Annotated in this window: 18 protein-coding genes and 1 pseudogene; 6 read left to right on the top strand and 13 right to left on the bottom strand. The window is 62.3% G+C overall.

The window, feature by feature from the left end; translation table 11 throughout:
- Window positions 1-119 precede the first annotated feature (119 nt).
- From EOB59_RS18220 to petA, 6 genes are all read right to left on the bottom strand, one after another.
- Window positions 120-665: an adenine phosphoribosyltransferase gene (locus EOB59_RS18220; RefSeq protein ID WP_013529989.1), complete on the bottom strand. Its 546-nt coding sequence runs from the start codon at window positions 663-665 to the stop codon at window positions 120-122.
- Between the two features lie 9 nt (window positions 666-674).
- Window positions 675-1,820: an alpha-hydroxy acid oxidase gene (locus EOB59_RS18215; protein ID WP_164873953.1), complete on the bottom strand. Its 1,146-nt coding sequence runs from the start codon at window positions 1,818-1,820 to the stop codon at window positions 675-677.
- Between the two features lie 176 nt (window positions 1,821-1,996).
- Window positions 1,997-2,692: a phosphatase PAP2 family protein gene (locus EOB59_RS18210; protein ID WP_127396068.1), complete on the bottom strand. Its 696-nt coding sequence runs from the start codon at window positions 2,690-2,692 to the stop codon at window positions 1,997-1,999.
- Between the two features lie 127 nt (window positions 2,693-2,819).
- Window positions 2,820-3,692 (bottom strand): cytochrome c1, encoded by an 873-nt coding sequence (locus EOB59_RS18205; RefSeq protein ID WP_127396067.1) that lies wholly within the window; start codon window positions 3,690-3,692, stop codon window positions 2,820-2,822.
- A 28-nt stretch (window positions 3,693-3,720) separates the two neighbouring features.
- Window positions 3,721-5,022 carry a cytochrome b N-terminal domain-containing protein gene (locus EOB59_RS18200; RefSeq protein WP_127326789.1) on the bottom strand — a complete coding sequence of 434 codons (1,302 nt, stop codon included), beginning with the start codon at window positions 5,020-5,022 and terminating at the stop codon, window positions 3,721-3,723.
- Between the two features lie 16 nt (window positions 5,023-5,038).
- A complete protein-coding gene (gene petA / locus EOB59_RS18195; protein ID WP_127270959.1) occupies window positions 5,039-5,599 on the bottom strand; it encodes a ubiquinol-cytochrome c reductase iron-sulfur subunit in 561 nt (186 codons plus the stop codon).
- A gap of 314 nt (window positions 5,600-5,913) precedes the next feature.
- On the opposite strand from petA, the gene EOB59_RS18190 reads away from it, so the two are divergent.
- Window positions 5,914-6,258, top strand: a complete 345-nt coding sequence (locus EOB59_RS18190; protein ID WP_127270961.1) for a cupin domain-containing protein — start codon at window positions 5,914-5,916, stop codon at window positions 6,256-6,258.
- Window positions 6,259-6,261: 3 nt separating this feature from the next.
- Here EOB59_RS18190 and EOB59_RS18185 read toward each other — a convergent pair whose 3' ends face one another.
- The 5 genes from EOB59_RS18185 to EOB59_RS18165 are packed head-to-tail and all read right to left on the bottom strand — an operon-like array spanning window position 6,262 to window position 11,264.
- Entirely contained in the window at window positions 6,262-6,573 is a 312-nt protein-coding gene (locus EOB59_RS18185) for a DUF6665 family protein (protein WP_127326788.1), read from the bottom strand.
- Between the two features lies 1 nt (window position 6,574).
- A complete protein-coding gene (locus EOB59_RS18180; protein WP_128288934.1) occupies window positions 6,575-7,054 on the bottom strand; it encodes a GNAT family N-acetyltransferase in 480 nt (159 codons plus the stop codon).
- A 4-nt stretch (window positions 7,055-7,058) separates the two neighbouring features.
- Complete coding sequence (locus EOB59_RS18175; RefSeq protein WP_128288933.1) at window positions 7,059-8,942, bottom strand: ABC transporter ATP-binding protein; 1,884 nt, start codon at window positions 8,940-8,942, stop codon at window positions 7,059-7,061.
- Between the two features lie 10 nt (window positions 8,943-8,952).
- Window positions 8,953-10,839 (bottom strand): ABC transporter ATP-binding protein, encoded by a 1,887-nt coding sequence (locus EOB59_RS18170; protein WP_128288932.1) that lies wholly within the window; start codon window positions 10,837-10,839, stop codon window positions 8,953-8,955.
- A 29-nt stretch (window positions 10,840-10,868) separates the two neighbouring features.
- Window positions 10,869-11,264: a hypothetical protein gene (locus EOB59_RS18165; RefSeq protein ID WP_128288931.1), complete on the bottom strand. Its 396-nt coding sequence runs from the start codon at window positions 11,262-11,264 to the stop codon at window positions 10,869-10,871.
- Between the two features lie 443 nt (window positions 11,265-11,707).
- On the opposite strand from EOB59_RS18165, the gene EOB59_RS18160 reads away from it, so the two are divergent.
- Together EOB59_RS18160 and soxR are read left to right on the top strand one after the other, a co-directional pair.
- Window positions 11,708-12,166, top strand: coding sequence for a tRNA (cytidine(34)-2'-O)-methyltransferase (locus EOB59_RS18160; protein ID WP_128288930.1), 459 nt, complete (start codon window positions 11,708-11,710; stop codon window positions 12,164-12,166).
- A 132-nt stretch (window positions 12,167-12,298) separates the two neighbouring features.
- On the top strand, window positions 12,299-12,742 hold the full coding sequence (gene soxR / locus EOB59_RS18155; protein ID WP_128288929.1) for a redox-sensitive transcriptional activator SoxR: 444 nt from the start codon (window positions 12,299-12,301) through the stop codon (window positions 12,740-12,742).
- 12 nt (window positions 12,743-12,754) lie between these two features.
- On the opposite strand, the gene EOB59_RS18150 is transcribed toward soxR, so the two are convergent.
- Window positions 12,755-13,012 carry a hypothetical protein gene (locus EOB59_RS18150; RefSeq protein WP_127269425.1) on the bottom strand — a complete coding sequence of 86 codons (258 nt, stop codon included), beginning with the start codon at window positions 13,010-13,012 and terminating at the stop codon, window positions 12,755-12,757.
- 166 nt (window positions 13,013-13,178) lie between these two features.
- On the opposite strand from EOB59_RS18150, the gene hemF reads away from it, so the two are divergent.
- From hemF to EOB59_RS18135, 3 genes are all read left to right on the top strand, one after another.
- Window positions 13,179-14,093, top strand: a complete 915-nt coding sequence (gene hemF, locus EOB59_RS18145; RefSeq protein ID WP_127380582.1) for an oxygen-dependent coproporphyrinogen oxidase — start codon at window positions 13,179-13,181, stop codon at window positions 14,091-14,093.
- 308 nt (window positions 14,094-14,401) lie between these two features.
- Window positions 14,402-14,662, top strand: coding sequence for a DUF1344 domain-containing protein (locus EOB59_RS18140; protein ID WP_127269427.1), 261 nt, complete (start codon window positions 14,402-14,404; stop codon window positions 14,660-14,662).
- Window positions 14,663-14,896: 234 nt separating this feature from the next.
- A complete protein-coding gene (locus EOB59_RS18135) occupies window positions 14,897-15,082 on the top strand; it encodes a DUF1059 domain-containing protein (RefSeq protein ID WP_013529972.1) in 186 nt (61 codons plus the stop codon).
- A 1-nt stretch (window position 15,083) separates the two neighbouring features.
- Here EOB59_RS18135 and EOB59_RS18130 read toward each other — a convergent pair.
- Window positions 15,084-15,516, bottom strand: a pseudogene (locus EOB59_RS18130) (CCA tRNA nucleotidyltransferase); the annotation flags it as partial.

Below are 15,516 nucleotides of genomic sequence, written 5' to 3'. Positions count from 1 at the left end.
ATGAGGGGCGGCGCCAGCGTTGGTGTCTTAAACTCGACGGTCGTACTTACCCCTCACCCTGCTCCGCTCGCGTTGCTCGCTTCGCTTCCCTCTCCCCGTAAACGGGGCGAGGGAGAAACCTAATGCCCCTCGAACCCTATCAGCGTTCTGACCGGCACACCGAGGGCTTCGAGCTTGGCGCGGCCGCCGAGGTCCGGCAGGTCGATGACGAAACAGGCGGCGAGGATATCGGCGCCGATCTGGCGCAGAAGTTTGACCGCCGCCTCCGCGGTGCCGCCGGTGGCGATCAGATCGTCGACAAGGATCACCTTCTCGCCCGGAGCAACGCCGTCCTTGTGCATCTCCATCTCGTCCAGCCCATATTCCAGGCTATAGGCGACGCGCACCGTCTCGTAGGGCAGCTTGCCTTTCTTGCGGATCGGCACGAAGCCGGCCGAGAGCTGATGGGCGACGGCGCCGCCAAGGATGAACCCGCGTGCCTCGATGCCGGCGATCTTATCGATCTTCTGGCCGGCGTAGGGATGTACCAGTTCGTCGATGGCGCGGCGGAAGGCGCGCGCATTGCCGAGCAGCGTGGTGATGTCGCGAAACAGGATGCCGGGCTTGGGATAGTCCGGAATGGTACGGATCGCGGCGAGCAATGTGTCTTCGAGGGAGGATTTCATGGGTCGAGATTACCTGAAACGGAGGTTCTTGCGCGACAATTGTTCGATCGAACTGCAGCCCATCAGCTTCATGCCGCGTTCGATCTCGACCCGCATCTGCTCAAGCGCCCGTTCGACGCCGGGCTGGCCCGCCGCCGCGAGCGGGAACAGATAGTAGCGTCCGACGCCGACGGCCTTGGCACCGAGCGATAGCGCTTTCAGCACATGGGTGCCGCGCTGCACGCCGCCATCCATGATGACATCGATCCTGTCGCCAACGGCATCGACGATCTCGGCAAGCTGGTCGAACGCCGCCCGCGAGCCATCCAGCTGCCGCCCGCCATGGTTCGACAGCACGATGCCGCTGCAGCCGATGTCGACGGCGCGTCTTGCGTCCTCTACCGACATAACGCCCTTGAGACAGAACGGACCCGACCAAAGCTTGACCATCTCAGCGACATCGTCCCACGTCATCGACGGGTCTAGCATCTCGGTGAAGTAGCGGCTGATCGACATCGTGCCGCCGCCCATGTCGACATGCTCGTCGAGCTGCGGCAGCTTGAACCCCTCATGCGTGAAATAATTGATCGCCCAGGCCGGCTTGAGCGCGAACTGCGCCATACCGGCAAGGTTGAGCTTGAAGGGAATGGCAAAGCCGGTGCGTTTGTCGCGCTCGCGATTTCCTCCGGTGATGCTGTCGACGGTCAGCATCATCACCTCGACGCCGACCTGCTTTGCCCGCTGCATCATCGCCCGGTTAAGACCGCGGTCCCGATGGAAATAGAACTGGTAGACCTGCGGACTGCTGCTGATGCTGCGCGCCTCCTCGAGGCTGACGGTGCCAAGCGACGAGACGCCGAACATGGTGCCATACTTGGCTGCGGCCTTGGCGACCGCGCGCTCGCCCTGATGGTGGAACAGGCGCTGCAAGGCGGTCGGCGAGCAATAGAACGGCATCGCCAGCTTCTGGCCCATGACCGTCACCGACATGTCGACCTCGCTCACTCCGCGCAGCACGTTGGGAACCAGGTCACAGGTCTCGAAGCTTGCGGCGTTGCGGCGGTAGGTGACCTCATCGTCAGCCGCGCCGTCAATGTAATTGAAGATCGGCCCGGGCAGCCGCTGCTGTGCCATCAGCCGGAAATCGGAAAAGTTGTGACAGTCGCTGAGCCGCATCATCGAAATCCAAAAGCCATGGCGGGACGAGCTTCTCGCCACCGTTCGATGCGTCGAATATCAACCTCATGCCGCCATGCCAACGGACTAATTGCCGAACTTCCGCCTAAGCAATGGCGCAGACAAGAAAGGAGCGCCTTAAGCGCCCCTTCCCGTCTAAATCCGGCTGACGAGGATTACATGCCGAGATCGGAACGAAGCTCGGCCCTGGCCACTTCATATTCAGCCTTGAAGTCGTCCCGGTTGAGCAGGACTGCGGCAATGACGCTGCCGGAAATCCTGCCCATCTCGACATCGGACGCAAAATGGATGCCGCCAACCACGCGGTTGTGAGCGTATTTGCTCGCGCGTGCCATGATCTCGGCGCGCTTTTCCGGAACCATGTCGGACAGAATGATGCCCATCATCGTGCCGACGGTGGCGTGTCCGGAAGGCCAGGAACCGGAGCTCGACAGCTTGACCGCAGGCTTGACGAGATCGCTGAGCTGATGCGGGCGCGGGCGCTTCCAGACATCCTTGGCGGGATCGACGACAGCGCCTTCGGTAGCCACCACGCGATCGAAGAAGGCGCTGAATTTCGGCAGCGTTTCCTTGTTGAATTTCGGCCCCATCACGTCGGCAAAGCGCCAGACATTCTCCTCGGCATCGGCCACCGCGCTGGCGACCATCTCCGGGGTGCGCGTGACCTGCAAAGTCAGCACCTCGCCGAGTTCGGCCTTGGTTTGTGCCGAATCGTTTGCCGGCGGCGGCGGCAGGATCATCGTCAGGTCGACATCCTTGTTGGTGATGAAGGGCTGGGCGTCTTCCGCTTGCGCGGCCGAGCCCACGATGAGCAGCAACAGGCCTGCCGCGAGCGATGCGTATCTTTTCATGAATGCGATCCTTTGATGAGAGCAGCACAGGATCGCCGGATGCGGTGACGGCCATGTGACATGACCAGCCTCCGGAAATGCAAAAGGGCGCCTCTCGGCGCCCTTCGCGATCACTTGATTGTGTGGCTCAATGCGCCACGCCTTCCCACACCTTGCGCTTGGTGAGATAGACCAGAGCGCCGAACAGAAGCAGGAACACCAGCACGCGAAAACCGGTCTTCTTGCGGTCTTCCATATGCGGCTCGGCCGCCCACATCAGGAAGGCGGAAACGTCGCGGGAGTACTGGTCGACTGTCTGCGGCGCGCCGTCATCATAGGTCACCTGGCCGTCGGACAGCGGGTTGGGCATCTTCAGCGACACGCCCGACATGAAATAAGGGTTGTAGTGGGTGCCTTCCGGGATAACCATGCCGGCAGGCGGTGTCTCGTTATAGCCTGTCAGCAGCGAGTGGATATAGTCGGGCCCGCCCGCGTCATACTGAGTGAAGATGTCGAAGACGAATTGCGGAAAACCGCGCTCGACGCCGCGCGCCTTGGCCAGCAGCGACATGTCGGGCGGAGCAGCACCACCATTGGAAGCGGCGGCCGCTTCGTCGTTTGCGAACGGTGGCGGGAAGTGGTCGGACGGCTTGCCGGGACGGTCGAACATGTCGCCGGCATCGTTGGGACCGTCATGGATCGTGTACTCGGCCGACAGCGTCTTGATCTGCGCATCGGAATAGCCGAGGTCCGACAGCGTGCGGAACGCCACCATGTTCATCGAATGGCAGGCCGAGCAGACTTCCTTGTAGACCTTGAGGCCGCGCTGCAGCTGCGCCTTGTCATAGGTACCGAACGGGCCGGTGAAACTCCAGTCCATTTCCTTCGGCTCGTCGATCGGGAAATGCGTCGGCGCGGCGGCGTTGTGCGCCTCTTCGGCGGCGATCGCCCAAGTGCCCGCCGACCCGATGCCGACGGCCACGAGGCCGACCAGCGCCAGCGAGGTGAGAATCTTTTTCATGCCAAATCCCCTTAGATTCTCTACCCGCTCAGCCTTTGGTTTCCGGCGCCGCCGTAGCGCCCGCCGGATGTCCGCTGCCGCCCTTGTTCTTCTCGAGGACCGCCTCGGTGATCGAGTTCGGCAGCCGTCGCGGCGTCTCGATCAGGCCGAGCACCGGCAGCGCGATCAGGAAGAAGGCGAAGTAGAACAATGTCGCCATCTGCGCCATGAACACATAGCTGCCTTCGGCCGGCTGCGAGCCCAGCCAGCCAAGCAGGATGGCATCGGCCACGAACAGCCAGAAGAACAGCTTGTACCAGGGCCGGTAAACGGCAGAGCGTACCTTCGAAGTGTCGAGCCACGGCACCAGGAACAACATGACGATGGCGCCGAACATGCACAGCACGCCGCCGAGCTTGGAGTTGATCGGCCCGACATTGAAGGTGATGGCGCGCAGGATCGCGTAGAACGGGAGGAAGTACCATTCGGGCACGATGTGGGCCGGCGTCTTCAGCGGGTTGGCGACGATGTAGTTGTCGGGATGGCCGAGATAGTTCGGCAGGTAGAAGACGAAATAGGCGAAGAAGAACAGGAACACGATCATGCCGAACGCGTCCTTGATGGTCGCGTAGGGGGTGAAGGCGACAGTGTCGGTCTTCGACTTGACCTCGATACCCGTCGGATTCGACTGGCCCACGACATGCAGCGCCCAGATGTGCAAAACGACGACGCCGGCAATCATGAACGGCAACAGATAGTGCAGCGCAAAGAAGCGGTTCAGCGTCGGGTTGTCGACGGCAAAGCCGCCGAGCAGCAGCTGCTGGATCCAGTCGCCGACCAGCGGAATGGCGCTGAAGAAACCCGTGATGACGGTGGCACCCCAGAAGCTCATCTGGCCCCATGGCAGCACGTAGCCCATGAAGCCGGTCGCCATCATCAGGAGATAGATGATGCAGCCGAGGATCCACAGCAGCTCGCGCGGCGCCTTGTAGGAGCCGTAATAGAGGCCACGGAAGATGTGGATGTAGACGGCGACGAAGAAGAACGAGGCGCCGTTCGAATGCATGTAGCGCAGCAGCCACCCCGAATTCACGTCGCGCATGATCTTCTCGACCGAGCCGAAGGCGAGATTGGTGTCGGCCGTGTAGTGCATGGCCAGCACGATGCCGGTCAGCATCTGCGCCACCAGCATGATCGACAGGATGCCGCCAAACGTCCAAGCGTAGTTGAGGTTGCGCGGCACCGGATAGGCGACGAAGCTGTCATAGACCAGCCGCGGCAGCGGCATGCGGGCGTCGAACCAGCGTCCGAGACCGGTTTTGGGCGTATAGGTCGAGTGTCCCTCGCTCATCGAAATGTCCCCTGCCTCAACCGATAAGGATCTTGGTATCGGAAATGAACTTGAATACCGGCACCGCCATGTTCTCAGGCGCCGGGCCTTGGCGGATGCGTCCGGCCGTGTCGTAGACCGAGCCGTGGCATGGGCAGAACCAGCCGCCGAAATCGCCTTCCTGGCCGAGCGGAATGCAGCCGAGATGGGTGCAGACCTGAACCATCACCATCCAGGCTTCCTTGCCGGGTGTGGTGCGGTTGGCGTCGGTCGCCGGTGCATCGGCCGGCAGATTGGCGTTGCGGGCGATCGGGTCCTTGAGATCGGCCAGCTTGACGGCCTCGCCGTCCTTCATTTCCTGTTCGGTGCGGTTGCGGACCACGACCGGCTTGCCGCGCCATTTGACGATCAGCGACATGCCCGGCGTCAGCGAGGCGACGTCGACTTCGACGGAAGCGAGCGCCAGCGTCGAGGCATCGGGGCGCATCTGGTCGATGAACGGCCACGCGAAGGCACCCGCGCCGACCACTGCGGCCATGCCGGTGGCGACGTAGAGAAAATCACGACGGTTGGGATCCTGGGTGTCGGTTGCGCTCACGGGTGCCTGATCCTTTCGCCTCTTCCGTGCCGGTGGCTGAGCCTTGTTCCCCGCTCAATTACGCCAACCCGACAGCGCATGGCGAACAGGCTTGCGAATTCCTCCGGCATTTGGACTTCGGTTTATGCGTGAAGCCCGTTTTTGTCCAGACGGGTGAAGGCACAAGGGCAGATTGTCGCGGGGACAAAATCCGCCACCGCTCAACGCGACGCCGGATAGCCGCCAAACATCGCTAAACAACCGGGAAACAACCGCAAATCCGACGCCCCTGTTCGGCTCGACACAAGGCGCCAGCCGGGTCTATCCTTGCCATCATGGCACACGTCATAGACCGCGACACCTGGTCTGTTCGCTCCGACCATTGGAAGGGCGAATTGCAATGTGGCGCCTACGGCTCCAACTCCTGCCTGATCTTCAACTATTTGCCTGGCGTCGGCGGCGGCCCCCGCCTGCACACGCATCCCTACGCGGAGATCTTCATCATCCGCCAGGGCACCGGCCTGTTCACTGTCGGCGACCAGGAGATCGAGGCATCCGCCGGCCAGATCCTGATCGTGCCGCCCAACACGCCGCACAAATTCACTAATCTCGGCCCAGGCCCGCTGGAAACGACCGACATCCATGAAAACGGCAGCTTCATCACCGAATGGCTGGAGTGACCCCTATTTCGCGCCGAGCCTGGCCAGCACCGCTTTCGGGATGTTGTATTCACGAATGACGGCATCGTGCTTGCGCAAGCCGCACAGCTCGCGCTGGATGAAATAGCCATGCACCGCCTCGGCGGCATCCTTGAGCAGCCGGGGGCGCAGTTGCTCGTCGGCATTGTCGCGCAGCCTGGCCAGCGTTTCCTCTACCCGCTGGCCGGCGCGGCCAAGTGCTGCCGCCTTTTCCGCCAATATTTCATGGCCGAGCGCGTCGAAGGCGGCTTCAGCGGCCGAGCCGCCGGCAAGATGAGATGGCGGACGCAAGGACATTTCAGTCTCCTTTCGCGAAAACCATGCGGTGAGTGACGAATTCTTCGCCTTCCACGTGCGTAAATCCAAGCCGTGCGTAAAAACCAAAAGCCTCTTGCGGCGCGCGGGTGTTCAGCGCGGCGAAATGGTGACGTGCCCTGTCGATAACGGTTTCGATCAGCATCCGGCCAAGGCCGGCGCGACGGTGACGCGCACTGACGAACAGGTGCCGGACCCGGCCGTGGTCCCTGGCCTCGAAATAGGGATCGATGTTCAACCCGCACACGCCGGCGAGTTCCCTTCCATCCCAGGCTCCGTACAGCGCCTCGCCGCGTTTCAGGAACTTGTTGCGGCCACTTGCCCAGCCATCCGCCAGGCGCACCAGCATCCAGTAGCCTTCCAGCCGGCTCTCTTCCTTCAGCGTGTCGAAGGCCGGCATGGTCGGTCGGAGCCGCTTGAGCACGTAGCCGACCTCTGAGATGGCGCCTGTTGATCCACCCATGGAGCTACTCCGCCGGGCGTGTCTCTTCGAGCACGCTGTCCTCGTGATAGAGAAAACCGCCGGACTGCCGCTTCCACAGCCGCGCATAGAGCCCATCGAGAGATACCAACTCGTCATGCGTGCCCTGTTCGACGATGCGGCCGCCGTCGAGCACCACCAGTCGGTCGAGTGCCGCGATCGTCGACAGCCGGTGGGCGATGGCGATGACCGTCTTGTTTTCCATCAGCCGCGTCAGATTTTCCTGGATCGCCGCCTCGATGTCGGAATCGAGCGCCGAGGTCGCTTCGTCGAGAATCAGGATCGGCGCATCCTTGAGGAAGACGCGGGCGATCGCCACGCGCTGGCGCTGGCCGCCCGACAATTTGACGCCGCGCTCGCCGACAAAGGCCTCGTAGCCGGCGCGGTCCCTGTTGTCGCGCAAGGTCAGGATGAACTCGTGCGCCTCGGCCTTTTTCGCCGCAGCGATCACCTCCGCGTCGGTCGCGTCAGGCATGCCGAGCTTGATGTTGTCGCGCAGCGAACGGTGGAACAGCGCCGTGTCCTGGCTGACGACGCCGATATTGGCGCGCAGCGAATTCTGCGTGACTTTGGCGACATCCTGGCCATCGATGGTGATCGACCCGCTCTCCAGATCGTAGAGCCGCAGGATCAGGTTCGCGAGCGTCGTCTTGCCGGCCCCGGACGGCCCGACCAGCCCGACCTTCTCGCCCGGCTTGACGACAAGGTCGATGCCGTTCAGCACGCCGAACCCCTTGCCGTAATGGAACTCGACGTTGTTCACCTCGATACGCCCGCCTGCCACCACGAGTTCCTTGGCGTCGGGCGCGTCGGTGAGGCCGAGCGGCTGCGAAATCAGCGCCTTGGAGTTCTCCAGCACGCCGAGGTTTCGCAAGATGCTGTTGAGCTGCATCATCAGCCGGCCGAGCAGCATGTTGAGCCGCAGCACCAGCGACAGGGTGAAGGCGACCGCGCCGACGGTGATCGAGCCCTCGACCCAGAGATAGACGGCAAAGCAGCCGATTGCCGTGATCATGATGCCCGACAGCGTCGTCAGCGCCATGCGCACGCCGGTCAGCCGGCGGGTGAACGGGCGCAATGCGTCGAGGTAGATGTCGAAACCGTTCCTGATGTAGCGGTCGTCGCCGTCGGCCGAGAACAGTTTCAGCGTCTGCACGTTGGAATAGGAATCGACGATGCGACCGGTGATCATCGAGCCGGCCTCGGCGGTTTCCTCGGCATGCTTGCGGATTGCCGGCAAGTAGAGCTTGGCCAGCCAAGCGAAAGCGGAAATCCAGATCACCACCAGCACCGCCAGCCTGAGATCGAGGCCTGCGACCAGCGCCAGCGTCGTCACCGTGTAGACGATCATGAACCAGACGACCTCGATGAAGCTTTCCATCAGGTCGCCGGTGGCTTGCCCCGCCTGCCAGACCTTTGTCGCGATGCGGCCGGCGAAATCGTTCTGGAAGAAGGCGTAGGACTGGCGCGAGACATGCCGGTGCGCCTGCCAGCGCACCAGATTGTAGAAGCCCGGTGTGATCGTCTGTTCGTCGACCAGGGCAGAAAGGCCAACGACGACGGTGCGGATGACCAGCACCACCACGGCCATGAAAACCAGTTCAGGGCCGGCGGCGGCCCACAGTGCGTGCCAGCTGCGCTCGGCGGGAAGCTGGTCGAGAATATCGACCAGCCGCCCGACGAAGTAGAACAGGCCGGCCTCGACCAGCGGCGCGATGCCGCCGATGACCAGCATGGCGAAGAAGGCGAACTTCGCCTGGCCGACATAGTGCCAGAGGAAACCGCCGACGCTGGTCGGTGGCCGAAGATTCGCTGGCTCCCTGAACGGATAGACCCAGTTCTCGAACCAGCGATAGACGGCTGTCATCATGCGGCGGCCATCATTCTGCGGCTTGCCCCTTTGCAAGTGCATCGTTGGCGGGGTCGGCGGGACCGTCCTCAAGCAGGAACCCGCCCGACTGGCGCTGCCAGAGCTGCGCGTAGAGCCCGCCGCGGGCGACGAGTTCCTCGTGCGAACCTTCCTCGATGACACGACCCTTGTCCATCACCACCAGCCTGTCCATCGCCGCGATGGTCGAGAGCCGGTGCGCTATGGCGATGACGGTTTTGCCTTGCATGAGCCTGTAGAGATTCTCCTGGATCGCCGCCTCGGCTTCGGAATCAAGCGCCGAGGTCGCTTCGTCAAGGATAAGTATAGGTGCGTCCTTCAACATAACGCGCGCAATGGCGACGCGTTGCCGCTGGCCACCGGACAATTTGACGCCGCGGTCGCCGACATGGGCATCGAAGCCCTTGCGGCCGCCGGCATCCGAAAGCCCTGATATGAAGTCCAGCGCCTCGGCGCGCCGCGCCGCCTCGACAAGCAGCTCTTCCGAGGCATCGGGCCGGCCATAGAGGATGTTCTCGCGCACCGAACGATGCAGCAGCGAGGTGTCCTGCGTGACCATGCCGATCTGCGCACGCAGCGAATCCTGCTTCACACCGGCGATCTCCTGGCCATCGATCAGAATCCGGCCGGCTTCGAGGTCATAGAAGCGCAGCAACAGGTTGACCAGCGTCGACTTGCCGGCGCCGGAACGGCCGACGATGCCGACCTTTTCGCCCGGCTTCACCGCCAGCGACAAGCCTTCGATCACACCCTTCTGCTTGCCGTAGTGGAAGCGAATGTCCTCGAAGCGGATCTCACCCCTGGAAACGCTGATCTCCTTCGCGTCCGGCCTGTCCTCGACAAGGCGCGGCAGCGAGATCGAGGCGATGCCGTCCTGCACCGTGCCGATGTTTTCGAACAGGCCCGACATTTCCCACATGATCCATTGCGACATGCCCCACATCCTGAGCACAAGGCCGATGACCACGGCGACCGCGCCGATCGTCACGGCTTGCCCCAGCCACAGCCACAGCGCCATCGCGGTCACCGAGAACAAGAGCAGCGCGTTCAGTATGTAGAGCGAGCCGAAAAGCACTGTCACCAGCCGCATCGACCGGTAGACCGTTTCGAGAAAGCCGGACATGCCGTCTTTGGCGAATGACGCTTCGCGGCGTGCATGGCTGAACAGCTTGACCGTCTGGATGTTGGAGTAGCTGTCAACGACCCGGCCCGTCATGATCGAGCGCGCATTGGCCTGCTCCTCGCCGACCTTGCCCAGCCGGGGAATGAAAAATCGCAGCAAAAGGATATAGCCGACCAGCCAGAAGCCGAGCGGCGCGGCCAGCCGCCAGTCGGCCGAGCCGACGATGAGCAGCATGCCGAGGAAATAGACGATAACGTAGTTCAGGACGTCGATCACCTTGATGACGCATTCCCGCACGGCGAGAGCCGTCTGCATCAGCTTTGTCGCGATGCGGCCGGCGAACTCGTCCTGGTAGAAACTCATCGACTGCTTGAGCAGATAGCGGTGCACCTGCCAGCGGATGCGCATGGGATAATTGCCCATCAGCGTCTGCTGGTTGAGAAACGAATGCAGCCATACCGTGCCCGGCAGCGCGAACAGCACGATGAAGGCCATGCCGGCGAGCTTCCAGGCTTCCGTCTGCAGGAAGGTTTCGCGATTCTGTCCCGACAGCCAGTCGACGATGCGGCCGAGGAAGCCGAACATCCATACTTCCGCGATCGCGATGGCCGTCACCAGCACCGCGTCGAAAAGGATATAGGGCCATGCGCCGCGCGTATAATGCAGGCAGAAGGCAACCAGCGTCTTGGGCGGCTCGACCGGTTCCGCTGCGGGGAACGGATCGAGCCTTTTTTCAAACCAGCTAAACAACAACATAGGTTATGCCTGTGAAATGTGTTTGCCGCTTACGCGGCACGTGAGCGTACGAAATCCCCGGAACCCATGGCGTCAAGGGCCGACGGTCTGGAATCACCCGGACCGTCGGCCATGCTTCGCGCAATATAGGGGCTCGCGGGCTTTTCGCCGACAGCTGCGCCAGACGATCCTGACGACACGGTGCCGCCAGCCCGGTTTTTCGCGCCCGGCCGGATCAGCCGGATGATCCGGCGCACCAGCGAAGGCCGGCTCAGATCGGGAACCGCGCGCGAAAAATCGACATCCGGCAGCATGCCGCGATGCGGCCGGCGGCGAACCTCGGCGTGAACCGCCGACGAATAGGTGTCGCCGATCAGCAGCGCCCAGGTCGGCAGTCGGTGGATATGCAGGCTCCTCGAGCCAGGTATTCTGTAGGGATCGAACATCGGTCCGTCCTCCGTGTGAAAATCGAGATAAAAAGGCGAAGCAATATCGTCCGCCGGCATTCGGCCGGAGGCACGCATTGCGTCGGTCTGGACATGACAAGCATCGGTCCGGACAGGTTCAGCTGGGGCGTTCAGCCCTTTTGACTTTTTGAAAAACATCGCAGGATTCCTTCGAGAGCCGAAAAATCGTTTCGGCGGGAATCGGTGCGATCAAGTCTTAGAGAGTCAGGAGAATCGTCGTACCGAAACCGCCGGCAGGCAGGTAAGCCCACGAGAGGGGCGCTGGATGTGCATGGTCATCATGAATTACCCCTCCATCGGTTCGGGTTGACAATGCTGGTTGTATACCCGACTTCGCAGAAAATGGCCACCCGCAGGTCCAGCAATTTCCAAAACCGCCAGGCCGCTGTGGCCGATCCGCCACTTATTAGAAGGACGCGGAAATGAACTGTCGTCTCCGCATCGCGCTCTACCAGCCTGACATTGCCGGCAACACCGGAACAATCCTGCGCTTCGCCGCGTGCCTCGGACTCGGCGTCGACATCATCGAACCGGCCGGATTTCCGCTCTCCGACAAAGCGCTCAAGCGCGCCGGCATGGACTACCTCGAAATGGCCGCCCTGACCCGGCATGTCGACTGGCACGCCTTCGAGGAATGGCGCAAGGCTGGTTCGCGCCGGCTGGTGCTGCTGTCGACCAAAGCCACGACGGCCTACACCAGCTTCATCTTCGCCGAAGGCGACATACTCCTGTTCGGCCGGGAATCCGCAGGCGTGCCGGATCCTGTCCATCAGGCGGCGGATGCGCGGCTGACCATCCCGATGCAGGGTACGGCGCGCAGCATCAACGTCGCGCTTTCCATCGCCATGGCGGCGGGCGAAGCCATCCGGCAACTCGGATAACGGCACTCCATCTCCCGTCATCTTGATCCAGGCGCACATCGCCTTCTCCTTCGTTTGCACATCCAAGGTTTCTTCGCTACAAGCTCAACTTAACTTGAGGTCAAGCGGAAAAATTGGGGCGGAAAATCAGACATGGCGCCTATAACGGAATTGACGGTCGGCCAGGTCGCCATGCGCAGCGGGGTGGCGGTATCGGCATTGCATTTCTACGAGGCCCGCGGCCTGATCCGCAGCCACCGTACGTCGGGCAACCAGCGCCGCTACGGCCGCGACGTGCTGCGACGTGTGGCGATCATCAAGGTGGCGCAGGAGGTCGGCATCTCGCTGGCCGAGATCGGTGAAGCCCTGGCATCGCTGCCAGAAGGCCGCACGCCAACGCGCGATGACTGGAACGTTTTGTCGACCGCCTGGCGCGACGGGCTCGATCACAAGATCGCCCAGTTGAAGAAACTGCGCGACGGGCTGACCGACTGCATCGGCTGCGGCTGCATGTCGATCGACAAATGCCCGCTGCGCAACAAGGGCGACCGGCTGGCGAGAGAAGGCACAGGCGCTAGGCGGCTGGTGGCCGGCTGAGCAAGCCGCGCTTCAATCAGCTGCCGGCAACCGCCTGATGGTGAACTCGATCAGGTCGCCCGGCCGCTCGAACCAGCTTTCGATTTCGGTCCAGTAGGCCTGCTTGGGAAAGCGCTCGAACCATTCCTTGGCCTTGAGCCGCGCATCGGAGCGCGGCAGCACGAAGGTCTCGCGCAGGAAACCGTCACGCGGCATACGCACGCGCTCGGCACGGCTTTGGTCAAGCCTTCTCTTCAGGCCATCCAGCGGCGGTCTTGCCGGGGTGCGCACGAAACAACTCCTTGCACCTGGCGCATGACCCGAAATCGGTATCGAGTTTCGGAAAGGATCATGCGCAAAACCAAAGTGACTTGACCCTTGCCCTTAAGAGATTAGGGATCGCGCCGGCAAAAGACGAGTCATTTGTGGGACTCGCCGCCCCAACCGGAGACGGCACTTGGAACGACCAGAAATACCGGCAGGCCTGCCCGCCGACATCGAACAAAAGAAGATGAAGGCACGGCTGTGGTTCGAGGCCCTGCGCGAACGCATCTGCGCCACCTTCGAGCAGATCGAGCAGGACCTTGGCGGGCCGCTGGCCTCGTGGTCGCCCGGCCGCTTCGAGAAGACGCCATGGGAACGTGACGAGGGGCGCGGCGGCGGCGGCACCATGTCGATGATGCACGGCCGCGTCTTCGAAAAGGTCGGCGTCCACACTTCGACCGTCCATGGCGAGTTCTCGCCCGAATTCAGGAAGCAGATGCCCGGTGCCGAGGAAGACCCACGCTTCTGGGCATCCGGCATTTCGCTGATCGCGCACCCGTGGAATCCCAACGTTCCGGCCGTGCACATGAACACGCGCATGGTGGTAACATCGCGCCAATGGTTCGGCGGCGGCGCCGATCTGACACCGGTGCTCGATCGCCGCCGCACCCAGGACGACCCTGATACTCTCGCCTTCCATCGCGCCATGCAATTCGCTTGCGAGAAGAATGCCGCGGTCGCCGATTACCCGAAATTCAAGGCCTGGTGCGACGAGTACTTCTATCTGTCGCACCGCAACGAGCCGCGCGGCACCGGCGGCATCTTCTTCGACTGGCTGCATTCGGGGGAGGACAAAGGCGGCTGGAATGCCGATTTCAACTTCGTCCAGGATGTCGGCCGCTCCTTTCTCGTCGTCTACGGTCACCTCGTGCGCGCCAACTTCAACGAGAACTGGACCGATGGCGACCGTGACGAACAGCTCATCCGCCGCGGCCGCTATGTCGAATTCAATCTGCTTCACGATCGCGGCACCATCTTCGGACTGAAGACCGGCGGCAATGTAGCGTCCATTCTCTCCAGCCTGCCGCCCGAGGTCCGCTGGCCGTAACAAAATGGTGAGCGCGGCGTGAGTCGCATTGATGTCCCATTCGCTCGAAATGGGCATGGAATGTGGCACACGGTGCGGCGAAAAATTTCTTTTTCGTCTAATAGGCCGTTGAAAAGACTGGCCTATTTGTGGGGCCGGGTCGGGAAGCGCCGGCGGTTCGCCTGCGCGCAATTCCAGGAAAGTGCGAAACGGCTTTCCGACCGGAATTGCGTCAGACAAAGCGAGCCGCGACCCGACGCGACCGGACGGCCCAGACGACGCGGGGCACCTCATTGAGAGGGATGCCCTACTTCCAGGAGTACTTCGCAATGCGCAAGATCATTGTTTCGGCGGCCGCCGCTGCCCTTCTCGCTTCCGGTTCGGTGGCATTCGCCGCCGTCAAGCACACCACCGGAACGATCAAGACCTTTGACGCAACGGCCATGAGTCTGGTCCTCGACGATGGATCGTCTTTTACGCTTCCCAAGACCTTCAAGGATCCTGGCCTGCAGGTCGGTGAAAAAGTCCGTGTCTCATGGGATATGAAGGGCAAGAACAAGGTCGCCGAGGCCGTCAAGGCCGCAAAATGATGGCTTGCCCGCCAGAGCAGGATGAGACGATGTCCGGTCCTGTTTCGGGATAGTGTTAAGAGGGCGGAGCAGCGCTGCTCCGCCTGTTTGCCGTTGACCGCAACCAATGCCGCCCCATCTGTGTTATGCTTCTCACCCGCTCGCGGTCCGCGGATTAAACCCTGGAACTGGACCATGAGCCAAAAAAAGTACCGGAGCCTCGACCAGGCTTCACGGAGGAAAAGGAGAAATCTCATGAAGGAATTTCACTGCGGGTCGCTCGTGCCCGGCTGTGACTGGCACACGCGTGCCGACGAGGAGGCCGAGGTCATGCGCCGTGCCGTCGAGCACATGCGCGAGACGCATGGCGAAACGGTGATCCGCGAGACGATGATCGAGGCGATCCGCTCGCGCATCGAAAAGACCCGCGACGCAGCCTGATCTACCCGGCCTTCAAGGCTTCGGCGGCGCGCTTGAGGAGCGCGTCGCGATCAGGGGCAAACCCGGCTTCGACCCATTCCGCCTCGAGATTCCTGAGGATTTCGCCGAGTTTCGGTCCTGGAGTCGCGCCGAGCGCCGTGAGATCGGCACCTTTCAGCGGAAACAACGGCTTTTCCCATTTGACGGCGAAGGCAAGCAGGCGCGAAAAGCCACCGGCTTCGAGGAGTGCCTCATTGTCCTCGACGGCGCGCACCCTGGCTGCCGCAAGCGACAGCCGCAGCCGGTCGACAAACCCCTGCCGGTCGCCGCGATAGAGCCTTTTCGCCAGTTCGCCCTCGGTCGTCTTCGGTTCGACGGCGGTGGCAAGCGCCCAGTGGCGCAGGCGATCCGCTTCGGCGGTCGAGAATTTGAGCCGCTCGGCGAGCGTCTTCATG

It is taken from the genome of Mesorhizobium sp. M7A.F.Ca.MR.176.00.0.0 (assembly GCF_004023165.1).
GTDB lineage: Bacteria > Pseudomonadota > Alphaproteobacteria > Rhizobiales > Rhizobiaceae > Mesorhizobium.
The sequence above is the reverse complement of the archived record's forward strand: the minus strand, read 5'-3'. Positions and strand labels throughout refer to the sequence as shown.

What these genes read in the sequence shown, in the direction of transcription:
- EOB59_RS18220 (WP_013529989.1), bottom strand. Translation starts at nt 665, where the DNA reads ATGAAATCCTCCCTCGAAGACACATTGCTCGCCGCGATCCGTACCATT.
- EOB59_RS18215 (WP_164873953.1), bottom strand. Translation starts at nt 1,820, where the DNA reads ATGCGGCTCAGCGACTGTCACAACTTTTCCGATTTCCGGCTGATGGCA.
- EOB59_RS18210 (WP_127396068.1), bottom strand. Translation starts at nt 2,692, where the DNA reads ATGAAAAGATACGCATCGCTCGCGGCAGGCCTGTTGCTGCTCATCGTG.
- EOB59_RS18205 (WP_127396067.1), bottom strand. Translation starts at nt 3,692, where the DNA reads ATGAAAAAGATTCTCACCTCGCTGGCGCTGGTCGGCCTCGTGGCCGTC.
- EOB59_RS18200 (WP_127326789.1), bottom strand. Translation starts at nt 5,022, where the DNA reads ATGAGCGAGGGACACTCGACCTATACGCCCAAAACCGGTCTCGGACGC.
- EOB59_RS18190 (WP_127270961.1), top strand. Translation starts at nt 5,914, where the DNA reads ATGGCACACGTCATAGACCGCGACACCTGGTCTGTTCGCTCCGACCAT.
- EOB59_RS18185 (WP_127326788.1), bottom strand. Translation starts at nt 6,573, where the DNA reads ATGTCCTTGCGTCCGCCATCTCATCTTGCCGGCGGCTCGGCCGCTGAA.
- EOB59_RS18180 (WP_128288934.1), bottom strand. Translation starts at nt 7,054, where the DNA reads ATGGGTGGATCAACAGGCGCCATCTCAGAGGTCGGCTACGTGCTCAAG.
- EOB59_RS18175 (WP_128288933.1), bottom strand. Translation starts at nt 8,942, where the DNA reads ATGATGACAGCCGTCTATCGCTGGTTCGAGAACTGGGTCTATCCGTTC.
- EOB59_RS18170 (WP_128288932.1), bottom strand. Translation starts at nt 10,839, where the DNA reads ATGTTGTTGTTTAGCTGGTTTGAAAAAAGGCTCGATCCGTTCCCCGCA.
- EOB59_RS18165 (WP_128288931.1), bottom strand. Translation starts at nt 11,264, where the DNA reads ATGTTCGATCCCTACAGAATACCTGGCTCGAGGAGCCTGCATATCCAC.
- EOB59_RS18160 (WP_128288930.1), top strand. Translation starts at nt 11,708, where the DNA reads ATGAACTGTCGTCTCCGCATCGCGCTCTACCAGCCTGACATTGCCGGC.
- soxR (WP_128288929.1), top strand. Translation starts at nt 12,299, where the DNA reads ATGGCGCCTATAACGGAATTGACGGTCGGCCAGGTCGCCATGCGCAGC.
- EOB59_RS18140 (WP_127269427.1), top strand. Translation starts at nt 14,402, where the DNA reads ATGCGCAAGATCATTGTTTCGGCGGCCGCCGCTGCCCTTCTCGCTTCC.
- EOB59_RS18135 (WP_013529972.1), top strand. Translation starts at nt 14,897, where the DNA reads ATGAAGGAATTTCACTGCGGGTCGCTCGTGCCCGGCTGTGACTGGCAC.